We start from the raw sequence: 20861 nt of genomic DNA, 5'->3' as shown, positions 1-20861 counted from the left end.
CTACGGCCAGCGCGCTCTGGCACGCGTTAGCTATGTGGTGAGCACACGCGCCAGAGCGCCACCGACATCCCGAGCGTGGCCCCTATTTGCGCCGGTAAATGGCCCCTTATGTCACCGTGATTGACAGTTCAAGCCAAAGCCAAGGGCCATCTGCACGACATCTGGCAGGCCGAGACAAAAGCCGAAGCCAACGTCGCCTTCGATTTCTTTGTCAAAACCTATGGCGTGAAATGGGACAAGGCAGTCGCCAAGCTAGTCAAGGACCGGGATGCGTTGCTGACCTTCTACGACTATCCTGCGGAACATTGGAAACACATCCGGACGTCAAATCCAATCGAGAGCACCTTCGCCACCGTAAGGCACCGCACGAAACGCACCAAAGGCTGTCTCAGCCGCACGACCGGGCTAGCCATGGCCTTCAAACTTATGATGTCAGCGCAGAAGAAATGGCGCAAACTCGACGGTCAAAACCGCCTCCCCGAGATCATCCAAGGGGTTGAGTTCCGGGATGGGATCCGCCAACTTCAAACCGCCGCCTGATCAAGCGTCACCAACTTTTGCCCATATCTCGCCCTCGGCATACCAGTTACGCAAACCGTGGGATCAGTGTGTCTGGGGAAAGGGGCACTGCGGCCCGTTTCAGATTTGCGCAACAGCGCCATCTGGGATTTTGTGAAGGCGCATGAGAATTTTAAGGACCCCGAATGGGTGGGCGAACCAATTGATCCGGTGCCGCCCAAGCCCAGTCCGGATGGTCCCGATGCGCCACTGCCTAATCCAGTTGACCCCCCAGAGATTCCGCCCAATGACATCGAACCACCGGTAAAGCTGGAAGTGAAGCTGGCGGATGGAAAAGTGAGACACATCCGCTTCATTTCGACGACCAGTTACTGGAGCGCGGATGGAAAGCCGATTTCGGCACGGGAGTTCATGGACAGGTTGTTCGGGGACCTGTCCGGTATGATCGCCGATGAAGATGCCTTGCGAAAGATTTGGAGCGATCCCGACACCCGCCATCATTTTCTGACCCAGCTTGCCGATAGAGGATACGACCGTGACCTGCCTGATGAAACTCGCAGCCTTGTCGATGCTCCTGATAGCGATTTGTTCGACGTTCTGAGCTACGTCCTATTCACCACGTCGCCAAAGACCCGACAGGCCCGAGTTCTCAGCGTCAAGGAAGAGGACTTGTCAGCGACCGGCGACGAAATGAAACAATTGCTGTTCGCCATTCTACGCGCCTACGAGGTGGGCGGCGAAAGTGAACTGGAATTAAGAAAACTCACCCAAACCCTGTCATCCAGATACGGGGGGGTCGGAGAAGGAAAAGCTGTTCTGGGTGCTCTGCCAGCGATCAAGAATGCGTTCCGACGGATGCTGGCGGGATTGAATCGGCGCTAAGGGCCGAAGCGACGCATTCGGACAGACGTAGGTGTGGTGAATGCTCGACATGCAAGGTTCGGTCGCTTCGTCGGATTCCGTGACGACGCAGTAGTCTCAAATAAGGCAAGGGGGATAGAAATCCAAAGATTTCAAGTAACGTATTGGAAATGTTTCCATTATTGAAGTTTAATGGTGCCCAGGGGCGGATTTGAACCACCGACACGAGGATTTTCAATCCACTGCTCTACCCCTGAGCTACCCGGGCACGGGGAACGCTGTTGCGTTCGGGTTGAGGCGTTTTATGCGAGGTAATCGGGGGTGTCCAGAGCCGTTTCGAGGTTTTTTTAATGAGATTGAAAAGGATTGTCTTGTAGGGGGTCGTGGTCCTCGGCGGACTCGTCATCTTCGGGAATTGGGATGGCATATCCCCCGGTTAGCCATTGGCCCAGATCCACATCGGCGCACCGTTTTGAACAAAACGGACGGTAGGTGGCATTTGCGGGTCGTGCACAAATAGGACAGGTCATTACAGCGACTCGGGCAAGGGCAGTCGTTCGCGTTTGCGTTGCAGCTCAAAGTGGCCCAGCGGGGTCCAGCCAACCAGCGCCGTTTCAATCGGATCGCTGCGGAAGGCGGCGCGCAAGGCTTGCTCGACCTGTCGGCGGTCCTTTTTGGGCATCGGGGCGAAGTCGATGGTGATCTGCCCGCCAAGGCCACGCAGGCGCAGGGCGCGGGGCAGGGCCTTCGCCGCGCCGATATTGGCCTTCAGCCCGGCAGCGGGGCTGGTATCGGCACCGGTATTCACATCCACGGCGACCAAGGCGCGGGTCGGCTCGACAAAAAAGCTGCCACCGCCGGACAGAGGGACGGCGATCTTGCGCAGATCCGCGATGGTTTCGAGGATTCCATGCGCCGCAAAGCAGCCCGCTTCGGTGATCACATCATGGGCAGCAATGTCGCCCCAGTCTCGCCATGCCAGCAGGTCCGGCGTCGGGCCATCCAGCAGCAACTCGGCGTCGGTGCTGTCCTGATCGGCGCAGACGGCCTGCGCAAGTGCGGCGGTTTCGGCAATATCATCGGCCACGTCGTCGCTGTCAGCATGTTCCGCGACTGACCGCAGAATCAGACCAAAGCTCTCGTTCAACTCGGCCTCGTGGGCGATGTCATGCAGACGGACCCTTGCTTCGTCATCCCGAATGGCGCGCGACACGTTGCGGCCAAGCGCGCCGGGGGTGACAATGCAGTAGCGGCTTTTGAACAGAATACGCGCGGTCACCGGCACGGCCTTGCCGGGTTCGGCATAGCCGGTCACCTGCACCAGTAGGCGGTCGCCATCGGCCAGTCCTTTAGTGTCGCGCAAAAATCCGGTGCTGCCCTCGGGCAGACGCAGGATGCGGCCACCCTGGCCCTTCATGGGGCGGTCCACGATGGCACGGTAGATCGCACCGGGGCGGGCCCGGGTTTCGGGGGGATCGATCAGCAGATCGTCAAGCTGCCCGTCAACCAGCAGGGCAGCCGCCATACGGTCGCCGAGGTGGTCGATCAATATCTGTCGGCCCTTCATGTGTCGCTCCGATAGAGAGGGTAACCCGCAGCCTGCAATAGGGCTGCGGTTTCAGGCAATGGCAGTCCGACAATGGCCGAGAACGACCCTGCGATCCACGGGATGAAGGCACCGGCCGGACCTTGAATGCCATAGCCGCCCGCCTTGCCGCGCCAGTCGTTGCTGGCAAGGTAGGCGTTCAATTCGGCATCCGATAGCGGCTTCATCTTAACGCGGCTTTCCACGCAGCGTTCCCAGATGCGATCGCCGCATCGGACGGCAACGGCGGTGAAGACGCGGTGGCGACGACCTGAGAGGGCAAGCAGGAACTCTGCGGCCTCACCGGCGTCGCGTGGCTTGCCCATGATCCGCCGGCCAAGGGCGACGGTGGTATCGGCACACAGCACGATCTCGTTGTCTGCCGCAGCAATGGCTTGAACTTTTTCGCGGGCGATGCGGATGCAATAGGGGCGCGGCAACTCGCCCGGATGCGGGTCTTCGTCGATATCGGGCGCACGAATATCATCGGGCACGACGCCGAGCTGCGCCAACAGCTCTTGGCGTCGCGGGCTTGCGGAACCGAGCACGAGCGTGACTGCGCGCTCTGCCGGGAGGGCGGCGGTTGTGTTGTCACACACCGCAACCACCTTATTTGAAGCGGTAATTGATCCGGCCTTTTGTCAGGTCATAGGGGGTCATTTCCACCTGTACCTTATCACCCGCCAGAACCCGGATCCGGTTCTTGCGCATTTTTCCTGCCGTATGTGCGATGATTTCATGGCCGTTTTCAAGCTCGACCCGGAATGTCGCATTTGGCAAGAGTTCCTTAACGACGCCGGGAAATTCGAGCATTTCTTCCTTGGCCATGGTCACTCCTGAGTTGTGCGTCCGCCAACTTTACGGACAGGCGCGTAAATGCGCTTTGCTGGGCGGATTTTCAAGGCTTAAACACATGTTGAGACGTTTTCGCCGCCATCGCGTGGCAATCGGGCCCGGAAACCGGGTTCAAAGGGCCTCCGCAGGCCATTGTCGACCGAATCGAGACAGCTTACCCAGCGGGCGATAGGGCGCAAACCAGCGTGAACAGGCGGCGGGCGGTCTCGTCATCGATCTCGGCCTTGCCAGCCATCAACACAATCAGACCGCGCCCGCCTTCGCCGTGAATGTCCCGGCGCGCGTTGTCCAGGGCCTCGATCTCGACCGGGGGGCGCGACTTGACGGCCTCGTAATAGCTGCGGCAAATTTGGGCGTAATCCTTGACCACCTGACGCAGCGGCGCCAGCGACACGCTAAAGTCACTGGTCTCGCCGCTGGCTTCGGCGGTGAGGTGGAACGACAGTTTCCCGCGGTCATGGCTAAGGGTCAGGCGGTAGGGCCCAGTCGGGCCGCCGGGCAAGGAGAAATGGTTGTTGTCTAGCAAATCATAAATTGCGACGCGTTGTTCTTGATCGATCTCGGGCGCGGGCGCAGTTCCCACGTCCAATTCCACGTGGCTCAGACGGTTCATTCCGCAGCCTCGTTCAGCCGGTCCAGCCGGGCCCGTACCGATAGCCCATGGGCTTCGAGGCTCTCGGATCGCGCCAACCGCTCGGCCGCGGGTCCAATGCTGCGCAGGGCTGCGGGGGTCATCCGCGCCAGTGTGGTGCGCTTGATAAAGTCCATCACCGACAAGCCGGACGAGAATCGGGCCGACCGGGCCGTGGGCAAAACGTGGTTCGGGCCACCGACATAATCGCCAATCGCTTCGGGGGTCCATGCGCCGAGAAAGATCGCGCCGGCATGGCGGATTTTTTCCGACAGGCCTTCGGGATCCGCGACGCATAGCTCAAGGTGTTCGGGGGCGATGCGGTCAGACAGGGCGGCGGCCTCGTTCAGATCGCGGACGGTGATGATCGCGCCGAACTCGGCCCAGCTGGCGCTGGCGATGGCGCGGCGGTCCAACGTTTCCAGACGGCGCGTGACGGCGGCACCGACGGCTTGGCCGAAGGCGGCATCATCGGTGATCAAAATCGACTGGGCGCTGGCGTCATGTTCGGCTTGGCTGAGCAGGTCGAGGGCAATCCAGTCCGGGTCATTCGCAGAATCGGCAATCACCAAAATTTCGGATGGGCCCGCGATCATATCGATGCCGACCTTGCCGAAGACCCGGCGCTTGGCAGCGGCCACATAGGCGTTGCCGGGGCCGGTGATCTTATCCACGGCCGCGATGGTGTCGGTGCCATAGGCAAGGGCGGCAATCGCTTGGGCCCCGCCAATCCGATAGACGGTCTTCACGCCGGAAAGGCGCGCCGCCAACAGCACCAACGGATTGCTGACGCCATCCGGGGTCGGGGCACAAATGGCCAGATGCTCAACCCCGGCGACCTGCGCGGGAATTGCGTTCATCAGAACTGACGAGGGGTAGGAGGCCAAGCCGCCCGGCACATAAAGCCCTGCCGCCGACACCGGCGTCCAGCGCCATCCCAGCGTGGCGCCTGTGGCGTCTGTCCAGCTGTCATCGGCAGGCATCTGGCGGTCGTGATAGGCGCGGATGCGCGCTGCGGCCAGTTCTAGTGCGGTGCGGTCCTCGGGCGTGACTTGATCGCAGGCCTGACTGATTTCATCTTCGGTGAAGGCCAGCGTGTCTGGGGTCAGCGACAGGCGGTCGAACCGTTCGGTCAACTCGATCACAGCGGCGTCGCCACGGGTGCGGACATCAGCGATGATCGCGGCGACCGCATCGTCGACATCCGGAGAATCTTCGCGCTTGGCGGTCAACAGGGCCGAAAATTTGGCCTCAAAGCCGGATTCCTGTGTGGATAGATACTGGACCATTACTCGTGCCTCCTGATTGCGCTGCAATACCGACCTGAGCGTTTTTTCTCAAGTGAACTGACGGACCTCGGACTAATCCGGGTGTGACGGCATTTTGCCAGAGGGCGCGACATAGGGCCGGGTGACATCCCGCAGGGTCAAATCAAGACACTCGACCGAGGCGCGGATGGCACCGTCCCCTGCCAAGGTCAGCAGCACTTCGCCCGCACCATCGCCGGCATCGGTGAAGGTGATGTCGAGCAGGGATAGCACCGTATCGGCGTCGCCTCGCTGCACCCCTTGCGAGGCCACATTCAGAACATCTGAGATCACCAGAACGGTCTGCACCCGCTCATAGGCGCGCCCGGCGGCCTCGGCGGCGATGCGGTCCTCCCAGCGAAAGCGGTTCAGCAGGATGGCAAGACGGCGCCGCGTCCGGTCCCAAGTCATTTCGTTGGCCGGAAACACAGCGTCTTGCAGTAGGGCCGAGATGATCTGCAGGTCATCTGCGGTTTCCGCTGTCAGCCGCAATGGGGCCTCATTGGCATCTTCGAAGCGTGCATCGGTCATTCGCTTACCCGTTCAATTTTTGCGCCGCAGGCGCGAAGCTTGTCTTCGACCCGCTCATATCCGCGGTCCAAATGATACACCCGGTTCACCACGGTTTCCCCTTCGGCGGCAAGCCCTGCCAAAATCAGCGAAACCGACGCCCGCAGGTCCGTCGCCATGACCGGAGCGCCCTTCAGGAACGGCACGCCGGTGACCGTTGCGGTGCCGCCGTGCACTTCGATGTTGGCTCCCATGCGGGTCAGTTCCGGGGCGTGCATGAACCGGTTCTCGAAAATCTTCTCTTCCAGAACACTAACGCCGTCAGCCGTGCAGAGCAGTGCCATCATCTGGGCCTGCAAATCGGTGGGAAAGCCGGGGAAAATCTCGGTCACCACGTCCACTGCCGACACGCGCCCGTTTTTGCGCGCCACTTTGATGCCATGGGCGGTTGGGGTGACGCTTATTCCGGCCTCATCCAGTTTTTCGCAAAACGCGCCCAGGAGATCCAAGTCTCCGCCCAGCAATTCGACTTCGCCGCCCGCAATGGCCGGGGCCAACATATAAGTGCCAAGTTCAATCCGGTCGGCGACGACCTTATGCGTTGCGCCGTGCAGCCGGTCGACACCTTGAATGGTAATCGTTGCGGTGCCTTCGCCTTCGATCTGTGCGCCCATCGCCCGCAGGCAACGGACCAGATCGACAATCTCAGGCTCGCGGGCGGCGTTTTTCAGCACCGTAGTGCCTTTCGCCAAGGTGGCGGCCATCACGGTATTCTCGGTCGCGCCCACAGATGCAAAGCGCAACTCAACCACCGCGCCCTTCAAACCGCCCGGGGCGCTGGCATGCAGATAGCCGTCCCGCAAATCGACCTTGGCGCCGAGGGCTTCCATCGCCGCCACGTGAATATCCATCGGCCGCGCGCCGATGGCGCAACCACCCGGCAACGACACGACCGCCTCGCCATGGCGTGCCAATAGGGGGCCGAGCACAAGGTTCGAGGCCCGCATCTTGCGCACGATCTCGTAATCGGCAACGGGATTGTCGGCGCCGTGGCTGGACAGGGCCAGAACCTTGCCGTCCTGCATCAGCGACACTTCGGCGCCCAGAGATTGCAGCAAGGTGGTCATGGTCCGAATGTCCGATAGGCGCGGAGCATTGGTCAGGGTCAGCGGCTCTTCCGACAACAGCGTTGCTGGCATCAAGGCCAGACAGGCGTTTTTCGCGCCTGCGATCGGAATGCTGCCGCTCAGCGGAGACCCGCCCTGTACGACGATCTTGTCCATGCTGCTCAGCCTTCGTTCTGTTCGGTGTTTTGATCTGTGATCTTACGGGCCCGTGCCTGCGCCTTGCGGCGGGCAAGATTTGCCTTCAGTGCCGCCTTCAACCGATCATCTTTCGGCGTGCTCGGTTTTGCCGGCGGTTTTTTTGGCGGATCCTGTGTCATGTACGGCTTCTATCGCAGGCAAAAGCTGTGGTCCAGAGATGCTGGAGATCGGGGCGTTCTGGGAAAGAAAACTGGGATTTCGAAAAAAAACTGGGAAAGGCGCTTGCACACCCATCTGTTTCCTCTTATCAGCCCGGCACGCCTTGAAGACGGCCTCGGACTGCACTGCTCGACAGACAGACGATCCGCCGAAGTCAAGACGGACGGCGACCCAGATGGTCGCTCAAGATGCTGTGGTAGCTCAGTGGCAGAGCACACCCTTGGTAAGGGTGAGGTCGAGAGTTCAATCCTCTCTCACAGCACCATCTTCCTATTTCGATTAATGGCGCGATGATGGACAGGCTTGATGTGCCGTCGATGTGGTCCGGTAAGCCTCTGTCTGCATCCCGAGATCGATCCGTCGCCTTGCAATCGTCTTTCCGCCTCGGTCGACCCCGCCTTTCTGTTAATGACGTATGGCATTGCCACGGTGCCGATAAAACGCCTGAGACGTGCCGCGGACTATCGGGCGAGCCGCCGGACAACGCCCCACTTCGTGACGATCCCAGCCAGCGCTCCCCTAATTCTTCGCGGCCACCCGGCTGTCCGTCCCCCATAAGCCGCTGGACGTGACGCATTGCTGGCGCCGGAAGCCGGGCAGGCCCTTGACGCCCGCCCGGAAATGACGCGAAGGACAACGGATCGTCCGGGTCTGCGGCCAACGCCGCGTCGCGGGACATGGACTTAACAGCGGTAGTTATTATGGTTCTTCTCACAATCTGGCCACTGTTCGCGCTGATCTGCCTCGGCGGAATTCTGGCCCGAACCGGATTTCCGCAGGCGTCGTTCTGGCCCTCGGCTGAGCGGGTGAACTACTTCCTGCTATTTCCAGCGCTGCTGTTTTCCAGCCTCGCAAATGCGCCGGTTCGCGATCCCGATGTTGTAAGGTTGGGTGGCGCAGCCGTCGCGACGATCCTGATTGCCGCGGTCGGCCTGAGCATCGCCCGAAAAGTCGTGCCGACCCCCGCCGCTCGGTTTGGCCCGGTGCTTCAGGGTGCGGTCCGGTTCAACACCTATCTCGGGCTCGCCATCATCGCCGCCTTGCTGGGACCAGCGGGCATTGAGAAAGCAGCGGTCTATTTGGCGATTGCCGTGCCGGTGGTCAACGTTCTGTCGATCTTGGCCCTGACCGATGCAGGCGATGCGCGCACACCACTGACCCTGCTGCGCGCCATTGCGAAAAACCCGCTTATTCTGGCCTGCGTTGCCGGGATTACGGTCGCGCTTTTGGGGGTTGGTCTGCCGTTTGGCATTCAGGAATTTTTCGAAATTCTGGCGCAGGCAAGTTTGCCGCTTGGCTTGCTCTGTGTCGGTGCAGCGCTGCAACCTGCGAGCCTTGGTCGGGACACATTGGCGTTGGCTGGCACTAGTGCCTTGCGGTTGGTGGTGATGCCCGCGCTCGCCATCGGGATCGCGTGGCTTGCCGATCTCGATGCTGCGACCACTTTGATCCTAGTGATTTTTTCGGCAATCCCGACCGCGCCGACATCCTATGTCTTGACCCGGCAACTGGGGGGCGATGGCCCATTCATGGCGGGAATTGTGACGGCTCAGACCTTGGTGTCGGTGGCAACGCTTCCGATCATCCTCTCGCTGTTCGCCTGATGAACTCGGCTGGCGGATCGTGTCCGTCGCCGTAATTGGCCGTCAGCCGCCAGAAAAGAGTTGGATCACCAAAGTTCCCGCGCCCAGACAGACGCCAAGCGCGGCCAGAACCAGTAAGCCGTCCTGCGCCAACATCGCCAAGGCCAGCAAGGCAACCATCAACCCGGCGATGGATGAGCTAAACGGGACCAATTCCAATCCGGGCATCGCAAGGCCGAGACCAAGGCAAATGGCGCCCAAAACGCGGCGGGCGAGGGTGCCCGATATCCACTGCATCCGGCGGTGAACATGGCGGTCAACGACCGTTGCCGGTTTTCGAATTGTGTCAATGGCGGTGCGGACCCGGTGCCCCGGCAAACTTTGGCGCAGAAGCCATTTTGGAAACCACGCCCGCTCGCGCCCCATAATGATCTGAGCCGAGACCAACGCGATAATCACCCCGCCGGACGCAGAAACACCGGGGATGCCACTGAGGGGGGTGATGATGGCCAGCGATACCAGCAACAAGATTGCTGTTAGCGATGATCGTCCCATCGCCTCAACCAGATCGCCAAAGCTCGGCTGATCTACATCCGCAGCACCCTCGGCGCGGTCGAGCACATCGCCAATCGACTGCGGCGGATCGTTAGACGGGGTAGAGGACAAGCAAATTCCTTTCGGGGACGCAGCGGGCGACAGCAGGTGTCAGGCAGGGGCCGGTGAGGGATAGATGCCCTCTCAACGCCAAAAGCGGACTGCGGTTCCGATATTGCGGTGGGGTGCGCGCCGCAGCCGTTTAAGTCTACGCAAGAAGGCGCATCCGCACCCACTAAAATGCCAGAAAGGCTCCAACGGGATTGTCGGAGGTCTTTCGATCCTGTTTGGTGGGGATGAACCGCCGCCGGTGGTTACAAAGTTCTGACACCATTCGCGACGAGGACGTCACGTGACAGCTTACAGCGACAACAATCCGATTTTGCGGCCAGGGGATACGTGCTGGTCGATTGCCAAGGCAGATCAATTGGCGGTCATTGTCGATGCGGCCGCATATTTTGCTATCCTGCGCGAGGTTGTGGCAAAGGCAAAGCGAAGTGTGGTCTTCATTGGCTGGGATTTCGATACCCGGATCGAACTGGAACCGGATGCCGAGGATCAGGACAAGCCAAACCTGCTGGGCCGCTTTCTGGAATGGGTCGTTGAGCAGAGCCCGGATCTGCAAGTCCACGTGTTGAAGTGGGACATTGGCCTGCTGAAAACCTTGGCGCGGGGAACGACGCCGTTGATGCTGGCCAATTTGATGAGCCATCAGCGGATTCAGATGAAAATGGACAGCGCCCATCCGAGCGGGTCAGCGCATCATCAGAAAATCGTCGTGATCGATGATGTTTTGGCGTTTTGTGGCGGCATCGACATCACCGCCGAACGCTGGGACACCCGTGACCACCCAGACGATGACCCCCGGCGCAAGCGGCCGACCTCTCAGCGCGAGTATGGGCCGTGGCACGACATCACCACTGCCGTCAGTGGGCCTGCTGCGAAGGCCTTGGGCGACATTGCCCGCGACCGGTGGAAGACGGCGACGGGCGAGACGCTTGAGGTCCCCGAACACATGCCGCCGCTGTGGCCGTCGGCGTTGCGGCCGATGATTGAACATGTCGACGTTGGACTGTCCCGCAGCTTGCCCGAGTATGAGGATCGGCGCGAAGTGCGTGAGATCGAAGCCCTGTATCTGGAGATCATCCGCCAGACCGAAAAAACCCTGTATATTGAAAGCCAGTATTTCGCGTCGCGCCGCATTGCCGAAGCCATGGCCGCCCGATTGTCCGAACCGGAGGGGCCAGAAATCTTCATCGTCAATCCGCACGCTGCAGATGGGTGGCTGGAAGAAAAGGTGATGGGATCGGCGCGGGCCCGCTTGCTGGATCTGGTGCGCCGCGCCGACACATATGACAGGTTCCGGCTGTCCACCCCGGTCACGGCGCAGGGCACGCATATTTACGTTCACGCCAAGGTGGTGATCATGGATGACCGGTTGCTGCGGGTCGGGTCCTCGAACCTCAATAACCGCTCCATGGGGTTTGACAGTGAGTGCGACCTGAGTCTGGAAGCCACGCGGGGCCCGCAGGACGCGGATCTGCGCCGGGCCATCCTGGATCTGCGCAATGATCTTCTGGCCGAGCATTTGGCGGTGCAGCCCGCCGAGGTTGAGGCCGCGATTGCCGCAGAAAACGGGTCCCTCGTGCGCGCTGTTGACGCGCTACGTGGTTCCGGGCGCACTCTGTCAGAGTTCACCGCGCCAGAATTTGCCGACCTGACCAAGCAAACGCTGGCCGAGAACGACCTGCTTGACCCCGAAAGCGCCTCGTCATCGTGGTTTTCGTAAAGCGCATCCGCGATGTGTGGGGCGCACCGCGCCTCACACTCCGCGGATGCGGGGGTTATGGCTTCGGATCAACCACACCGAAATCGCCCCAGATCGGCAGGTGATCTGATGCAATCCGTGCGGCGCCCTGTTCCGAAACGCCCGCATCCAGCAATTCCAGATTGCCGTTAACGGCAATCCGGTCGAGACCGGCAATCGGGCGCGAGGCGTGAAACGACTTGCCGGGGCTATGAACCGTGAAGCCGCCATTCATTTTCGACAGGCAACTGATGGGCGCCCATTCGTTAAAGTCACCAAGAATGATGGTGGGGCGGTCGTCGCGCTCGGCCAGACGATCCAGAATCGCCCGAAATTGCAGCCGCCGATGCCGGCGCATCAGGCCGAGATGGGTGGCGACAATCGTCAGTGGCTGGGGCCCGTCCAGATCGACGATCAGGGCGCCCCGGGGTTCAAAAGACGGCAGATCCAGCCGGTCGATTCCGGTGACTGTAAACCGGTCGCTGATCAGCACGGCGTTACCATGCCACCCAAGACTGACGCCATTTTCATTGGCCAGAACGGGAGAGAAATCGCTGCCCTCGCGGATCATCGCGGGGGTCAAAGCGGCGGGTCTGTTGCCAAGGCGGCGGTCAGCCTCTTGGACTGCAATGATGTCAGCACCCAGCTCGGCCATGACCGCAAGATTGCGTTCGGGGCGGCGCTGCCTGTCAAGGCCGATGCCTTTGCGGATGTTGTAACTGGCGATCCGAAGTGGTTTTTCCATCTCGTCTAACTAACGCCTCTGACCAAGGGTTTCCAGATCCCGGACGCGGCGGACCCCGGCGTCATAACCTTGAACCTCACAGTACCGGCCCGACAATCGCCAACGCATTGTTGGCCAGCCGGGTGCGCCACGACCATGCGGCGACCTCTTCGGCGGTGACCTGCCGTGATTGATCGAGGAAGCTTTGTTGACGCGCCTGCATTTCAGCGGTCAGCTTGGCGCAACAAACCAACACGTTGTTTTCGAAATTCAGCTCGAAACTGCGCCGGTCCATATTGGCCGAACCGATCAAGGTCAGGTCGTCATCCACGGTCATGGTTTTTGCATGCAGCACGCCGGGTAGGTATTCAAAAATCTTAACGCCGGCGTCCAGCAATTCCTCATAATAGCTGTGACAGGTGGCGGCGACGGCGAAGTCATCGTTGCGGGCGGGAAAGATGATCGTGGTCTCGACACCCCGGTTAGCCGCCGCGCAGATCGCAGCCTGAAGGGAACTGACCGGCACATAGTAGGGGGTGGTGATGATCAATTTGCGCCGGGCGGCAAAAATCAGATTGGTGAACATTTCCGGCGCGGCCGAGTGGCGCGTGGTCGGTCCGGTGGTGATGACCTGAGCGGGAAAGCCGGGGCCCGCGGGCTCTAGCGGGGCTGTCAGCAGATTGACGATGTTCTCGGTGCCATTGGCCATCCAGTCTCCGGCGAACAGATGCGCGTTTTGCCGAACGACGGGACCGGTGAAGCGGATCATGACATCAACCCACGGCGCGAATTTGGCTTTGGGCAGAAAGTCAGGGTCGGCGCAATTTTGGCTACCGCAATATGCAATGCGGTTGTCGATCACCAAGACCTTGCGATGATTGCGCAAATCGATCCGGCCATTAAGAATGCGGATCAGCGGGTTGCCGACTTTCAGCGCCCGTTCAAGATGGACACCGGCTGCCCCCATTTCGCGCCAGAGGTCGGATTTGATCAGGGTGCGCGACCCCATGTCATCGACCAGCGCCCGGCAGGTGACGCCGCGGGCCGCCGCCCGGATCAGGGCGTTACCGATCTTGTGACCACTTGTGTCGGGCAACCAAATATAAAACAGCAGATGGACATGGTCGGTGGCGGCTTCGATATCCGCGACCATACTGTCGATGGTGCCGAGGCTGTCCGCCATCAAGGTGGCGTCATTGCCGCCGATGACCTCATAGCCACTGATCGATGTGCCGACCATGAACAACGCCCGGTGGCGGTCAGACAGGACCGGATGCAGGGCCGGGTCGTCATGGCCCTCGACCTTAGAGGGGGCTGGCAGCAGTGAGGTGACTTCGCGAAGGCGCCGGACCCGGCTGCGCCCGATATTGGTCTCGCCAAGCAGCAGATAGGCCGCGATACCGAAGAAGGGTACGACCAAAATCACCACCATCCAGGCCAACCGTGAGGTCGGATCGCGATGGGGACGCAAAAGCACTCGGACAATCAGCAGCGCCTGAACCAGAATATGGGCTGCGGCGATCATGACGGCATCGACCCTTGGCCGCGCCAGTAGTTCAGCAGATCATAGAACACCGCCAGAACGATTGGCCCGATAAACAGCCCGGTGATCCCAAAGACGAGGGTTCCGCCGAACACGCCGATGATGATGATGAAAATGGGCGTGTCCAACCCTTGACCCATGGCCAGTGGTTTGACGACATAGTCAAGAATGGCAACCGGTGTCAGCGCGAGCATCAACAGGATAGCCTGCGCGGTATCGTGGCTTAGCCAGACCCAGATGATCAATGGAAAGATGATCGGGAAGGTGCCGATCTGCACAACAGCCAGAAATAGGGCAGTGCCAGCCAGAAAGCCAGCATGGGGCACACCGGCCATGACCAAAACTACCCCGATGACCAATGCTTCCAGCACCGCGACTCCGATGATCCCGCGGGCGACGCTGCGAATGGTGGTGCCGGTGATGTTTAGGAACACAAGCCCATGGGGGCCAGCAATCCGTTGCGCGACGTCGCGCAATACCAGGGTCAAGTCCGCCCCCCAAAGAAACAGACAGCCCGACAGCACGGCGGAAATCGCGAAAATCAGAATGCTTCCGGCCAAAGCGGCGACGGTCTTGAGCAGCCATTCGCCGGGCACCAGCAGGGTATGCGCGTATTTTTCCAGCAGGCTTGTCAGATTGACGGCGGTCCAAGCCCAAGCCTTGGTCAGATCCGGGCCGATCATTGGGATCTGATCCAGTTCCTTTGGCGGCGCCGGGGTCACGAAGTTTCCAGAGCGAATTGCGTGGGCCAGTTGCTCCAGCGTGCTGACCAAACTGGTGCTCAGAAGCACCATCGGTCCAAACACAATCATTAAAGATAGTGCGGTAATCAGGCAGGCGGCCAACCTGCTGCGACCGCCCAGCCGATCCCGTAGCCAGCAAAACACCGGGAACAGCGCCACCGCCAGAACCACCGACCAGATCAGGATGCCCAGAAACGGGTGGATCAGCGCCAGTGCCAGATACAGAAATGCGCCAAGAAGACCCAATCTGATGGCAATATCGGTCGCCAATTGCTCGGGGCTGCGGACGGGGCCGGGCTTGGTTGGTTCTGGGTACATTAGGGGTCCTGTCGGTTCGGCAAGGTGACGGTCAGGCAACGGGGCGCGCGTGTTCGATGCGCCGGCTCACGTCCGACGATGGTTCAAGTACGACAGAGCACCCAGCACAAGTGCCACCAGAACTGCGATGCCGACGAGAACCCAAAGATATTGCTCGACCATCGCGACCCCAACACTGGCCGCAGCCAGAGCACATCCGATCACGATGAACCGCCAGTTTTTCGCGATACCAAAGAGATAGGTCCCCAGCGCCAGAATCACCGCATTGGCCAGCCCGATATCGGCGTTGTTGAAGCGGCCCGAATGAGCAAAGTAAAAGATCAACTCGATCGCACCGAACACGCCGAGCCAGTGCAAAACAATCCAAATTGCAGACTTTGAATCGATGATCCGGTGGTGCATCTGGAAGCGGTCAGCAATTACGGCAACAACGGCATAGCAGGCCACCAGCATGGCCCAGTAGCGATGCGCGCTTGCGGGCGATACGTCAGACGATGCAATCGCGAAAAAGGCGAGAAGGAGCAAAATAAGGCTGACAGCGATCTCGCCAATCATCAAATTCCGGTGCCGAGATGACGTCTTGGGGGCTGTCTTTTCCATTAAAAATGCTTTCGGTCTAGGATGGTAAAGGATTGTGGCTGAGCTTACCAACTCGTCGCGAAGATGGGATCCCCTTTTTGAGGATCCCACCGTTGGTTTATTTACATCAGTTCGAAATAGGACACATCCAGCGCGGCGCCAAAGCCGGTCAGGCCACTGACGCTGAACGGTTGCAAGGTGATCGAATCCGAGCCGCCGCCGATCAGGACGTTGGCTGCAACGCCACCGCCGATTTCGACCTTGCCGGTGCCGCCAACATACTTGCCCTTCAGAATGGTGGCCGAATCCAGATCCATGGACGGGGCAACCACGCCCCAGACCATGGTCGCGCCCTTGGTCACGGACAGGTTCAGGCCGACGCTTTTCATCACGCCTTTGTAGGTCTGCACGTCGCCTTCCTTAGGCTCATAGCTGCAATCGAATTTTTCGTCGGTGTAGACGATGACATTGGTCACGTCGGTCATGGTGCAGGTCAGTACGCCGATTTGTGCGCCTTTTTCGGTCTTGTCGCTTTTGTCGGCGGCGTCATCGGCGAACGCGGCCGAGGCACAAAGGGTTGCCATGCAGGCGAAGGCGGAGAGTGTTTTCATTTGTCTGAGGTCCTGTTGTCGATGTTGAAATGGGCCGGAATATGGCCCGGGGGAAACACGGTGATCACAAAGAACAGGGTGTCGGGGCGGTGCCCGGTCCAAGGCGGGGCGACGCTTTGGCCCCGCGCTCACGCCTTATGACAGCCCTTGCACGCGGTCTATCTTTTCTTTGAAGGCCCCGCCCCAATTTTCGGGGCGAGGTGTCGGAAAAAGGCCCATCCGCAGGCCGCGTATTAGGTCAGTCTGCCTGTTGCGCGATCGGTTGCGGTTTGCCGCCCAAAAGGGTTTTGACCTTCTCGCGTGAGGATTGCAGCACCACATACAGCACCGGCACCAAGATAACCCCCAGCACTGTCGCCGCCAGCATCCCGCCGAAGACCGCGATGCCGATCGCACGCTGACTGGCGGCCCCGGCGCCCGAGGCAATCATCAGCGGCACGACGCCCAGCAAGAAGGACAAGGCGGTCATCATCACCGCCCGGAACCGGGCCCCGGCGGCATCAATGGCGGCTTCGCGGATGCTTAGCCCTGCCGCGCGCCGCTCCATCGCGAACTCGACGATCAGAATGGCGTTCTTGGCCCCAAGCCCAATCAACATGATCATCCCGATCTGAGTATAGAGGTTAATATCGCTGCCCGAGATCCCGACCGCGGCAACCGCCCCAAACAAGGCCACCGTCACCGATAGCAAAATCGCCACCGGCATGGTCCAGCTTTCATATTGCCCGACGAGGAAGAAATAGCCGAATAGCACGGCCAGAAGCAGGATGATCTGAACCAAACCGCCTGCGGCCAACTGCTGCTGGGCAGTCCCGGTCCATTCATAGGCATAACCCGGGGGCAGGGCGGTCGCGGCCTCCTGTTGCATGACAGTGATGGCATCGCCCGTCGACAGCCCGCTGGCCGGGGTCGCGGTGACCGAGGCCGAGCGGAACATGTTATAGCGCGTCAACTGCCGCGGCCCCAGCACCTTGTCTACGTCAACCAAGGTGCCCAAGGGCACCATGTTCCCATCGCTGGAGCGCACATACAGCGCCGAGATATCTTCGACCTTGTTGCGATAACTGCCTTCGGCTTGAATCATGACCCGATAAACCCGGCCAAACAAATTGAAGTCGTTGACGTAATACGATCCCAAATAGGCCTGTAGCGTGGTGAAGACATCGCTGATCGGCACATTCAGAAGCCGGGCCTTGTCGCGGTCCAGATCGATAAACAGTTGCGGAACATTGGCGCGGAAGGTGGTGTAGGACCGCTCGATCTCGGCCCGTTGATTGGCTGAGTAGACCAGCGATCCCAAAGCCGCCGAAAGGTCCTGCGGTGAGCCACCACCGGTCTGCTGCACCATCATCTCGACCCCGGCGCTGAGGCCAAGACCGGGAATTGGCGGGGGGTTGAAGGCAATGATCGTAGCAGCGGCTTCGCGGGCGGCAATGCCATAGATCGCGCCCAGAACGCCGTTTGCCGACAAGGCAGGGGTGCTGCGGTCCGCCCACGGCTCTAGGCTGACGATGATCATGGCCCCGTTCGATCCGGACCCGTTCAGCAGGCTGTAGCCGTTGACCTGAATGGTGGATTTGACCCCGGGAATGCCCCGCACCTGTTCTTCGACCCGCGAGGCGACGGTTTCGGTCCGGTTCAGTGCTGCGGCGTCGGGCAGTTGGATGTCGACGAATAGGTAGCCGTTATCCTCTTGCGGCAGGAACCCGGCAGGAATGCGGTCCATCAGCACCACCAAAGACACGACCACGGCAGCGACGACGGCAATCGACAGCAGCGCCACCCGGACAAACCGCGCGACAATGGCGACATAGCCATTGCGCACCCGGTCAATGCCACCCTCGAACCACGCCAGAATGCCCTTGGGCGGACCCGAGCGTGGCTTCAGCACCAGCGCACACAAGGCGGGCGACAGGGTCAGCGCATTGATGGAGGAAATCACCACAGCCACCGAGATCGTCACGGCGAATTGCGAGAACAGCCGCCCAGTGATGCCGGGCATGAAGGTCACCGGCACAAACACCGCCAGTAGAACCAGCGTGGTGGCGATCACCGGACCGGTGATCTGGCGCATCGCTTTTGCCGTGGCTTCGGGCGGGGATAGCCCGTCACGGGCGATGATCGCTTCGACATTTTCCACTACGATAATGGCGTCATCGACCACGATCCCAATCGCCAGCACCAGCGCGAACAACGAGATGGTGTTCAGCGACATGCCCAGAACCAGCAGGAAGGCGAAGGTCCCGATCAATGAGACCGGGATCGCGATGGCAGGGATCAGGGTCGCGCGCCAACTGCCCAGAAACAGGAACACTACGGCCATGACCAAAACGAAGGTCATCATCAGGGTCATGATGACATCGTCCAAAGCGGTTTCCACAAAGTCGGTGGTGTCGAAGGGCACGACATAGTCCACATCATCGGGAAAGCTGAGCGACAGGCGTTCCAGCTCGGCCATGACGAGGTCGGCAACGGCCAAGGAATTGGCCCCCGGCGCTTGATACACCGCCAAAACGCTGGCAGGTTTGCCGCTGTATCGGCCCGAGGCGCTGTATGAACTGGCGCCAAGTTCAACCCGGGCCACGTCGCGCATCCGCACGATGGCACCCGATGTCCCGGCCCGGATGACGATATTGCCGAATTCCTCGGCGGTGGTTAGGCGGCCTTTGGCCTTGATCGTATACTGAAACTGCTGCGCGCCCGGTACCGGCGGTGCACCGATCTGGCCGGCCGATACTTCAAGGTTCTGCTCGCGAATGGCGGCAATCAGGTCCGCCGGCGTCAGTCCAAGACTGGCCATACGCTCCGGTTCCATCCACATCCGCATGGCATAGGCGAAATCGGTCATCACATCGGCGCGGCCAACGCCGTTGACCCGGCTTAACGCGTCTTTGATGTTGATCGACGAATAGTTCGACAGAAACACTTCGTCATAGGTGCCACCCGGCGATTCCAGTGCCACCACCAGCAGCATGTTGGTGGACGCCTTTTGCGTCACCACCCCGGCATCGGTCACCTCGGTGGGCAAGGACGCAGTGGCCTGCGCCACCCGGTTCTGCACGTTCACAGCGGCGATATCCGGGTCGGTGCCGACCTCGAAGGTGACGTTCAGAGAATAGCTGCCATCGTCCGATGAACTGGACGACATGTAGATCATGTCGTCGACGCCATTGACCTGCGCTTCGATCGGGGCCGCGATTGAATTTTCCACGGTCTCGGCATTGGCACCGGTGTAACTGGCGGTGACCGACACGACAGGCGGGGTGATGTCTGGAAATTGTTCAACCGGTAGCTGCGTATAGCCGATGATCCCCATCACCGTCAGCACCAGCGAAATGACCATGGCCAGCTTGGGCCGCGAGATAAAGGTTTGCGACAGCACGGTCTAGTTCTCCGTTCCGGTCAGAATAGCTTCGACCGGAACCCCCGGACGCACCCGTTGCAGACCCTCGACAATGACCACCTCACCCTCTTGCAGGCCAGTTGTCACCACCACCGAGATATCCACTTGTTCGCCCAAAGTGACATAGCGTTGCTCGACGATCTGCTGCGCATTCACCACCAGCACGAAATCGCCGCGCTGGTCGCGCTGAACCGCCGCTTGCGGGATGGTCAGCCGGTCGATGGGCTGCGGGGCTTCGATGCGCACGGTCAGAAAACTACCATCCACGATCAGCCGCTGGGTGTTGTCGAATTCGGCCCGCATGGACAGGGTGCCGGTGGCGGGATCAATCTGATTGTCGGCGAACACGATGTGGCCGATCTCGTCCAGATGGGTGCCATTAGGCAGTTGGACATGCACCGCGTTCGCGGCGGCGTTCTGGCCCGGCATCGTGCCGTTTGCCAGCGCCGTTTCCATGTAATCGGCCAATTGGCGTTCGCTGAGTGAGAAGGAAACATAAATCGGGGCTTCGCGGACCAGCGTTGCCAGCGCACCGGTGCTTTGATCGACAAGGGCGCCGACCGATTGCTGAATCCGGCCAATGCGGCCTGAGAACGGCGCCCGGATTTCGGTGTATCCCAGATCCAAAAGCGCTTGCGCCACGGCGGCCTCTGCGGCGTGAACCTCGGCGGTGGCGACATCGGCATTGGCTTGTGCCACGTCCAGCTCGTTCTGGGCAATCGCCTTTCTCTCTACCAGAACGCGCTTCCGGTCCAACTCGATATTGGCCAGCGTCAGGTTGGCGGCGGCGCGGGCCAGATCGGCCTCGCGGACATCCAGAACCGCCTGATACGAATCCGGCTCAATGTGGAACAACAGATCGCCTTCTTGAACCGGCGCGCCATCCTGCACATTGATTTCGCGTAGAAATCCGCTGATACGGGAGATCAGATCAATTTGGTCCACGGCTTCGCCCGAACCAATAAAGGTGCTTTGCTCGATGATTTCTTGTGTCACCACGGCGGCGACCGACACCACCGGTGCGGCCCCTCCCGGCTGCTGAGCAAAGGTTGGGGCGGAAAGCCCAAAACTGCCAGTCATAATCAGCAGGGCGACAAGGCGGCGATGGGTCATACCGGGGTACTCCTGAGTGGGCGTCGAATTTCGTGCCTGCATTCAGGCCGTTAATGTCGCAGTTAAATCGACTTGGGCTATATTTGCCAGC

General features: G+C 60.4%; 20 protein-coding genes, 2 tRNA genes and 1 pseudogene. 5 read left to right on the top strand and 18 right to left on the bottom strand.

From position 1 onward, the window contains the following. Positions 1-129: 129 nt before the first annotated feature. Positions 130-540 (top strand): annotated as a pseudogene (locus BV911_RS14710) (transposase); the annotation flags it as partial. Positions 541-708: 168 nt separating this feature from the next. Next, positions 709-1401, top strand: coding sequence for a type I restriction-modification enzyme R subunit C-terminal domain-containing protein (locus BV911_RS14705; protein WP_168184095.1), 693 nt, complete (start codon positions 709-711; stop codon positions 1399-1401). A gap of 172 nt (positions 1402-1573) precedes the next feature. Here the strand turns inward: BV911_RS14705 and BV911_RS14700 are convergent. The 10 genes from BV911_RS14700 to BV911_RS19610 form a co-directional block, all read right to left on the bottom strand. Next, positions 1574-1648: transfer RNA gene (locus BV911_RS14700), tRNA-Phe, on the bottom strand. 79 nt (positions 1649-1727) lie between these two features. Further along, positions 1728-1910, bottom strand: coding sequence for a DNA gyrase inhibitor YacG (locus BV911_RS14695; protein WP_086054379.1), 183 nt, complete (start codon positions 1908-1910; stop codon positions 1728-1730). Further along, positions 1910-2947 (bottom strand): ribonuclease E/G, encoded by a 1038-nt coding sequence (locus BV911_RS14690; RefSeq protein ID WP_086054378.1) that lies wholly within the window; start codon positions 2945-2947, stop codon positions 1910-1912. The genes BV911_RS14695 and BV911_RS14690 overlap by 1 nt, the downstream gene beginning before the upstream one ends. Next, entirely contained in the window at positions 2944-3564 is a 621-nt protein-coding gene (locus tag BV911_RS14685) for a nucleoside triphosphate pyrophosphatase (RefSeq protein WP_086054383.1), read from the bottom strand. Before BV911_RS14685 ends, BV911_RS14690 begins: the two co-directional genes overlap by 4 nt. 10 nt (positions 3565-3574) lie before the next feature. After that, positions 3575-3793, bottom strand: coding sequence for a translation initiation factor IF-1 (gene infA / locus BV911_RS14680; RefSeq protein ID WP_011455993.1), 219 nt, complete (start codon positions 3791-3793; stop codon positions 3575-3577). Positions 3794-3974: 181 nt separating this feature from the next. Then, on the bottom strand, positions 3975-4433 hold the full coding sequence (locus BV911_RS14675; protein WP_086054377.1) for a UPF0262 family protein: 459 nt from the start codon (positions 4431-4433) through the stop codon (positions 3975-3977). Then, positions 4430-5740: a histidinol dehydrogenase gene (gene hisD / locus BV911_RS14670; protein ID WP_086054376.1), complete on the bottom strand. Its 1311-nt coding sequence runs from the start codon at positions 5738-5740 to the stop codon at positions 4430-4432. The genes BV911_RS14675 and hisD overlap by 4 nt, the downstream gene beginning before the upstream one ends. A gap of 72 nt (positions 5741-5812) precedes the next feature. Beyond that, positions 5813-6289 (bottom strand): DUF2948 family protein, encoded by a 477-nt coding sequence (locus tag BV911_RS14665; protein ID WP_086054375.1) that lies wholly within the window; start codon positions 6287-6289, stop codon positions 5813-5815. Beyond that, a complete protein-coding gene (murA, locus tag BV911_RS14660) occupies positions 6286-7551 on the bottom strand; it encodes a UDP-N-acetylglucosamine 1-carboxyvinyltransferase (RefSeq protein WP_086054374.1) in 1266 nt (421 codons plus the stop codon). Before murA ends, BV911_RS14665 begins: the two co-directional genes overlap by 4 nt. 5 nt (positions 7552-7556) lie before the next feature. Beyond that, positions 7557-7712 carry a hypothetical protein gene (locus BV911_RS19610; RefSeq protein WP_168184094.1) on the bottom strand — a complete coding sequence of 52 codons (156 nt, stop codon included), beginning with the start codon at positions 7710-7712 and terminating at the stop codon, positions 7557-7559. A 230-nt stretch (positions 7713-7942) separates the two neighbouring features. Between BV911_RS19610 and BV911_RS14655 the strand changes: the two genes are divergently transcribed. Together BV911_RS14655 and BV911_RS14650 are read left to right on the top strand one after the other, a co-directional pair. Beyond that, a tRNA-Thr gene (locus BV911_RS14655) sits at positions 7943-8017 on the top strand. Positions 8018-8453: 436 nt separating this feature from the next. Beyond that, positions 8454-9356 carry an AEC family transporter gene (locus BV911_RS14650; RefSeq protein ID WP_086054373.1) on the top strand — a complete coding sequence of 301 codons (903 nt, stop codon included), beginning with the start codon at positions 8454-8456 and terminating at the stop codon, positions 9354-9356. A gap of 42 nt (positions 9357-9398) precedes the next feature. On the opposite strand, the gene BV911_RS14645 is transcribed toward BV911_RS14650, so the two are convergent. Beyond that, complete coding sequence (locus BV911_RS14645; RefSeq protein ID WP_168184093.1) at positions 9399-10001, bottom strand: exopolysaccharide biosynthesis protein; 603 nt, start codon at positions 9999-10001, stop codon at positions 9399-9401. 280 nt (positions 10002-10281) lie between these two features. On the opposite strand from BV911_RS14645, the gene BV911_RS14640 reads away from it, so the two are divergent. Next, on the top strand, positions 10282-11718 hold the full coding sequence (locus BV911_RS14640; protein ID WP_086054371.1) for a phospholipase D-like domain-containing protein: 1437 nt from the start codon (positions 10282-10284) through the stop codon (positions 11716-11718). A gap of 55 nt (positions 11719-11773) precedes the next feature. On the opposite strand, the gene BV911_RS14635 is transcribed toward BV911_RS14640, so the two are convergent. From BV911_RS14635 to BV911_RS14605, 7 genes are all read right to left on the bottom strand, one after another. Continuing rightward, entirely contained in the window at positions 11774-12481 is a 708-nt protein-coding gene (locus tag BV911_RS14635) for an endonuclease/exonuclease/phosphatase family protein (protein WP_086054370.1), read from the bottom strand. A 76-nt stretch (positions 12482-12557) separates the two neighbouring features. Beyond that, positions 12558-13985 (bottom strand): cardiolipin synthase, encoded by a 1428-nt coding sequence (gene cls / locus BV911_RS14630; RefSeq protein WP_086054369.1) that lies wholly within the window; start codon positions 13983-13985, stop codon positions 12558-12560. After that, positions 13982-15064, bottom strand: a complete 1083-nt coding sequence (locus tag BV911_RS14625) for an AI-2E family transporter (RefSeq protein ID WP_086054368.1) — start codon at positions 15062-15064, stop codon at positions 13982-13984. Before BV911_RS14625 ends, cls begins: the two co-directional genes overlap by 4 nt. A gap of 66 nt (positions 15065-15130) precedes the next feature. Beyond that, positions 15131-15619, bottom strand: a complete 489-nt coding sequence (locus BV911_RS14620) for a hypothetical protein (protein WP_086054367.1) — start codon at positions 15617-15619, stop codon at positions 15131-15133. A gap of 146 nt (positions 15620-15765) precedes the next feature. Beyond that, on the bottom strand, positions 15766-16254 hold the full coding sequence (locus BV911_RS14615; protein ID WP_086054366.1) for a DUF992 domain-containing protein: 489 nt from the start codon (positions 16252-16254) through the stop codon (positions 15766-15768). Positions 16255-16492: 238 nt separating this feature from the next. Further along, complete coding sequence (locus tag BV911_RS14610) at positions 16493-19636, bottom strand: efflux RND transporter permease subunit (RefSeq protein ID WP_086054365.1); 3144 nt, start codon at positions 19634-19636, stop codon at positions 16493-16495. 3 nt (positions 19637-19639) lie between these two features. Continuing rightward, on the bottom strand, positions 19640-20770 hold the full coding sequence (locus tag BV911_RS14605; RefSeq protein ID WP_240512263.1) for an efflux RND transporter periplasmic adaptor subunit: 1131 nt from the start codon (positions 20768-20770) through the stop codon (positions 19640-19642). Positions 20771-20861 lie beyond the last annotated feature (91 nt).

Source organism: Pseudoruegeria sp. SK021, from assembly GCF_002119405.1.
Classification (GTDB): Bacteria; Pseudomonadota; Alphaproteobacteria; order Rhodobacterales; family Rhodobacteraceae; genus Meridianimarinicoccus.
Note: the sequence above shows the minus strand (reverse complement) of the source record. Positions and strands in the feature narration are given on the sequence as shown.

Coding starts and splice junctions, on each gene's coding strand:
- murA (WP_086054374.1), bottom strand. CDS start 7,551: ATGGACAAGATCGTCGTACAGGGCGGGTCTCCGCTGAGCGGCAGCATT.
- hisD (WP_086054376.1), bottom strand. CDS start 5,740: ATGGTCCAGTATCTATCCACACAGGAATCCGGCTTTGAGGCCAAATTT.
- BV911_RS14650 (WP_086054373.1), top strand. CDS start 8,454: ATGGTTCTTCTCACAATCTGGCCACTGTTCGCGCTGATCTGCCTCGGC.
- BV911_RS14605 (WP_240512263.1), bottom strand. CDS start 20,770: ATGACCCATCGCCGCCTTGTCGCCCTGCTGATTATGACTGGCAGTTTT.
- BV911_RS14695 (WP_086054379.1), bottom strand. CDS start 1,910: ATGACCTGTCCTATTTGTGCACGACCCGCAAATGCCACCTACCGTCCG.
- BV911_RS14665 (WP_086054375.1), bottom strand. CDS start 6,289: ATGACCGATGCACGCTTCGAAGATGCCAATGAGGCCCCATTGCGGCTG.
- BV911_RS14625 (WP_086054368.1), bottom strand. CDS start 15,064: ATGTACCCAGAACCAACCAAGCCCGGCCCCGTCCGCAGCCCCGAGCAA.
- BV911_RS14620 (WP_086054367.1), bottom strand. CDS start 15,619: ATGATTGGCGAGATCGCTGTCAGCCTTATTTTGCTCCTTCTCGCCTTT.
- BV911_RS14690 (WP_086054378.1), bottom strand. CDS start 2,947: ATGAAGGGCCGACAGATATTGATCGACCACCTCGGCGACCGTATGGCG.
- BV911_RS14615 (WP_086054366.1), bottom strand. CDS start 16,254: ATGAAAACACTCTCCGCCTTCGCCTGCATGGCAACCCTTTGTGCCTCG.
- BV911_RS19610 (WP_168184094.1), bottom strand. CDS start 7,712: ATGACACAGGATCCGCCAAAAAAACCGCCGGCAAAACCGAGCACGCCG.
- cls (WP_086054369.1), bottom strand. CDS start 13,985: ATGATCGCCGCAGCCCATATTCTGGTTCAGGCGCTGCTGATTGTCCGA.
- BV911_RS14675 (WP_086054377.1), bottom strand. CDS start 4,433: ATGAACCGTCTGAGCCACGTGGAATTGGACGTGGGAACTGCGCCCGCG.
- infA (WP_011455993.1), bottom strand. CDS start 3,793: ATGGCCAAGGAAGAAATGCTCGAATTTCCCGGCGTCGTTAAGGAACTC.
- BV911_RS14635 (WP_086054370.1), bottom strand. CDS start 12,481: ATGGAAAAACCACTTCGGATCGCCAGTTACAACATCCGCAAAGGCATC.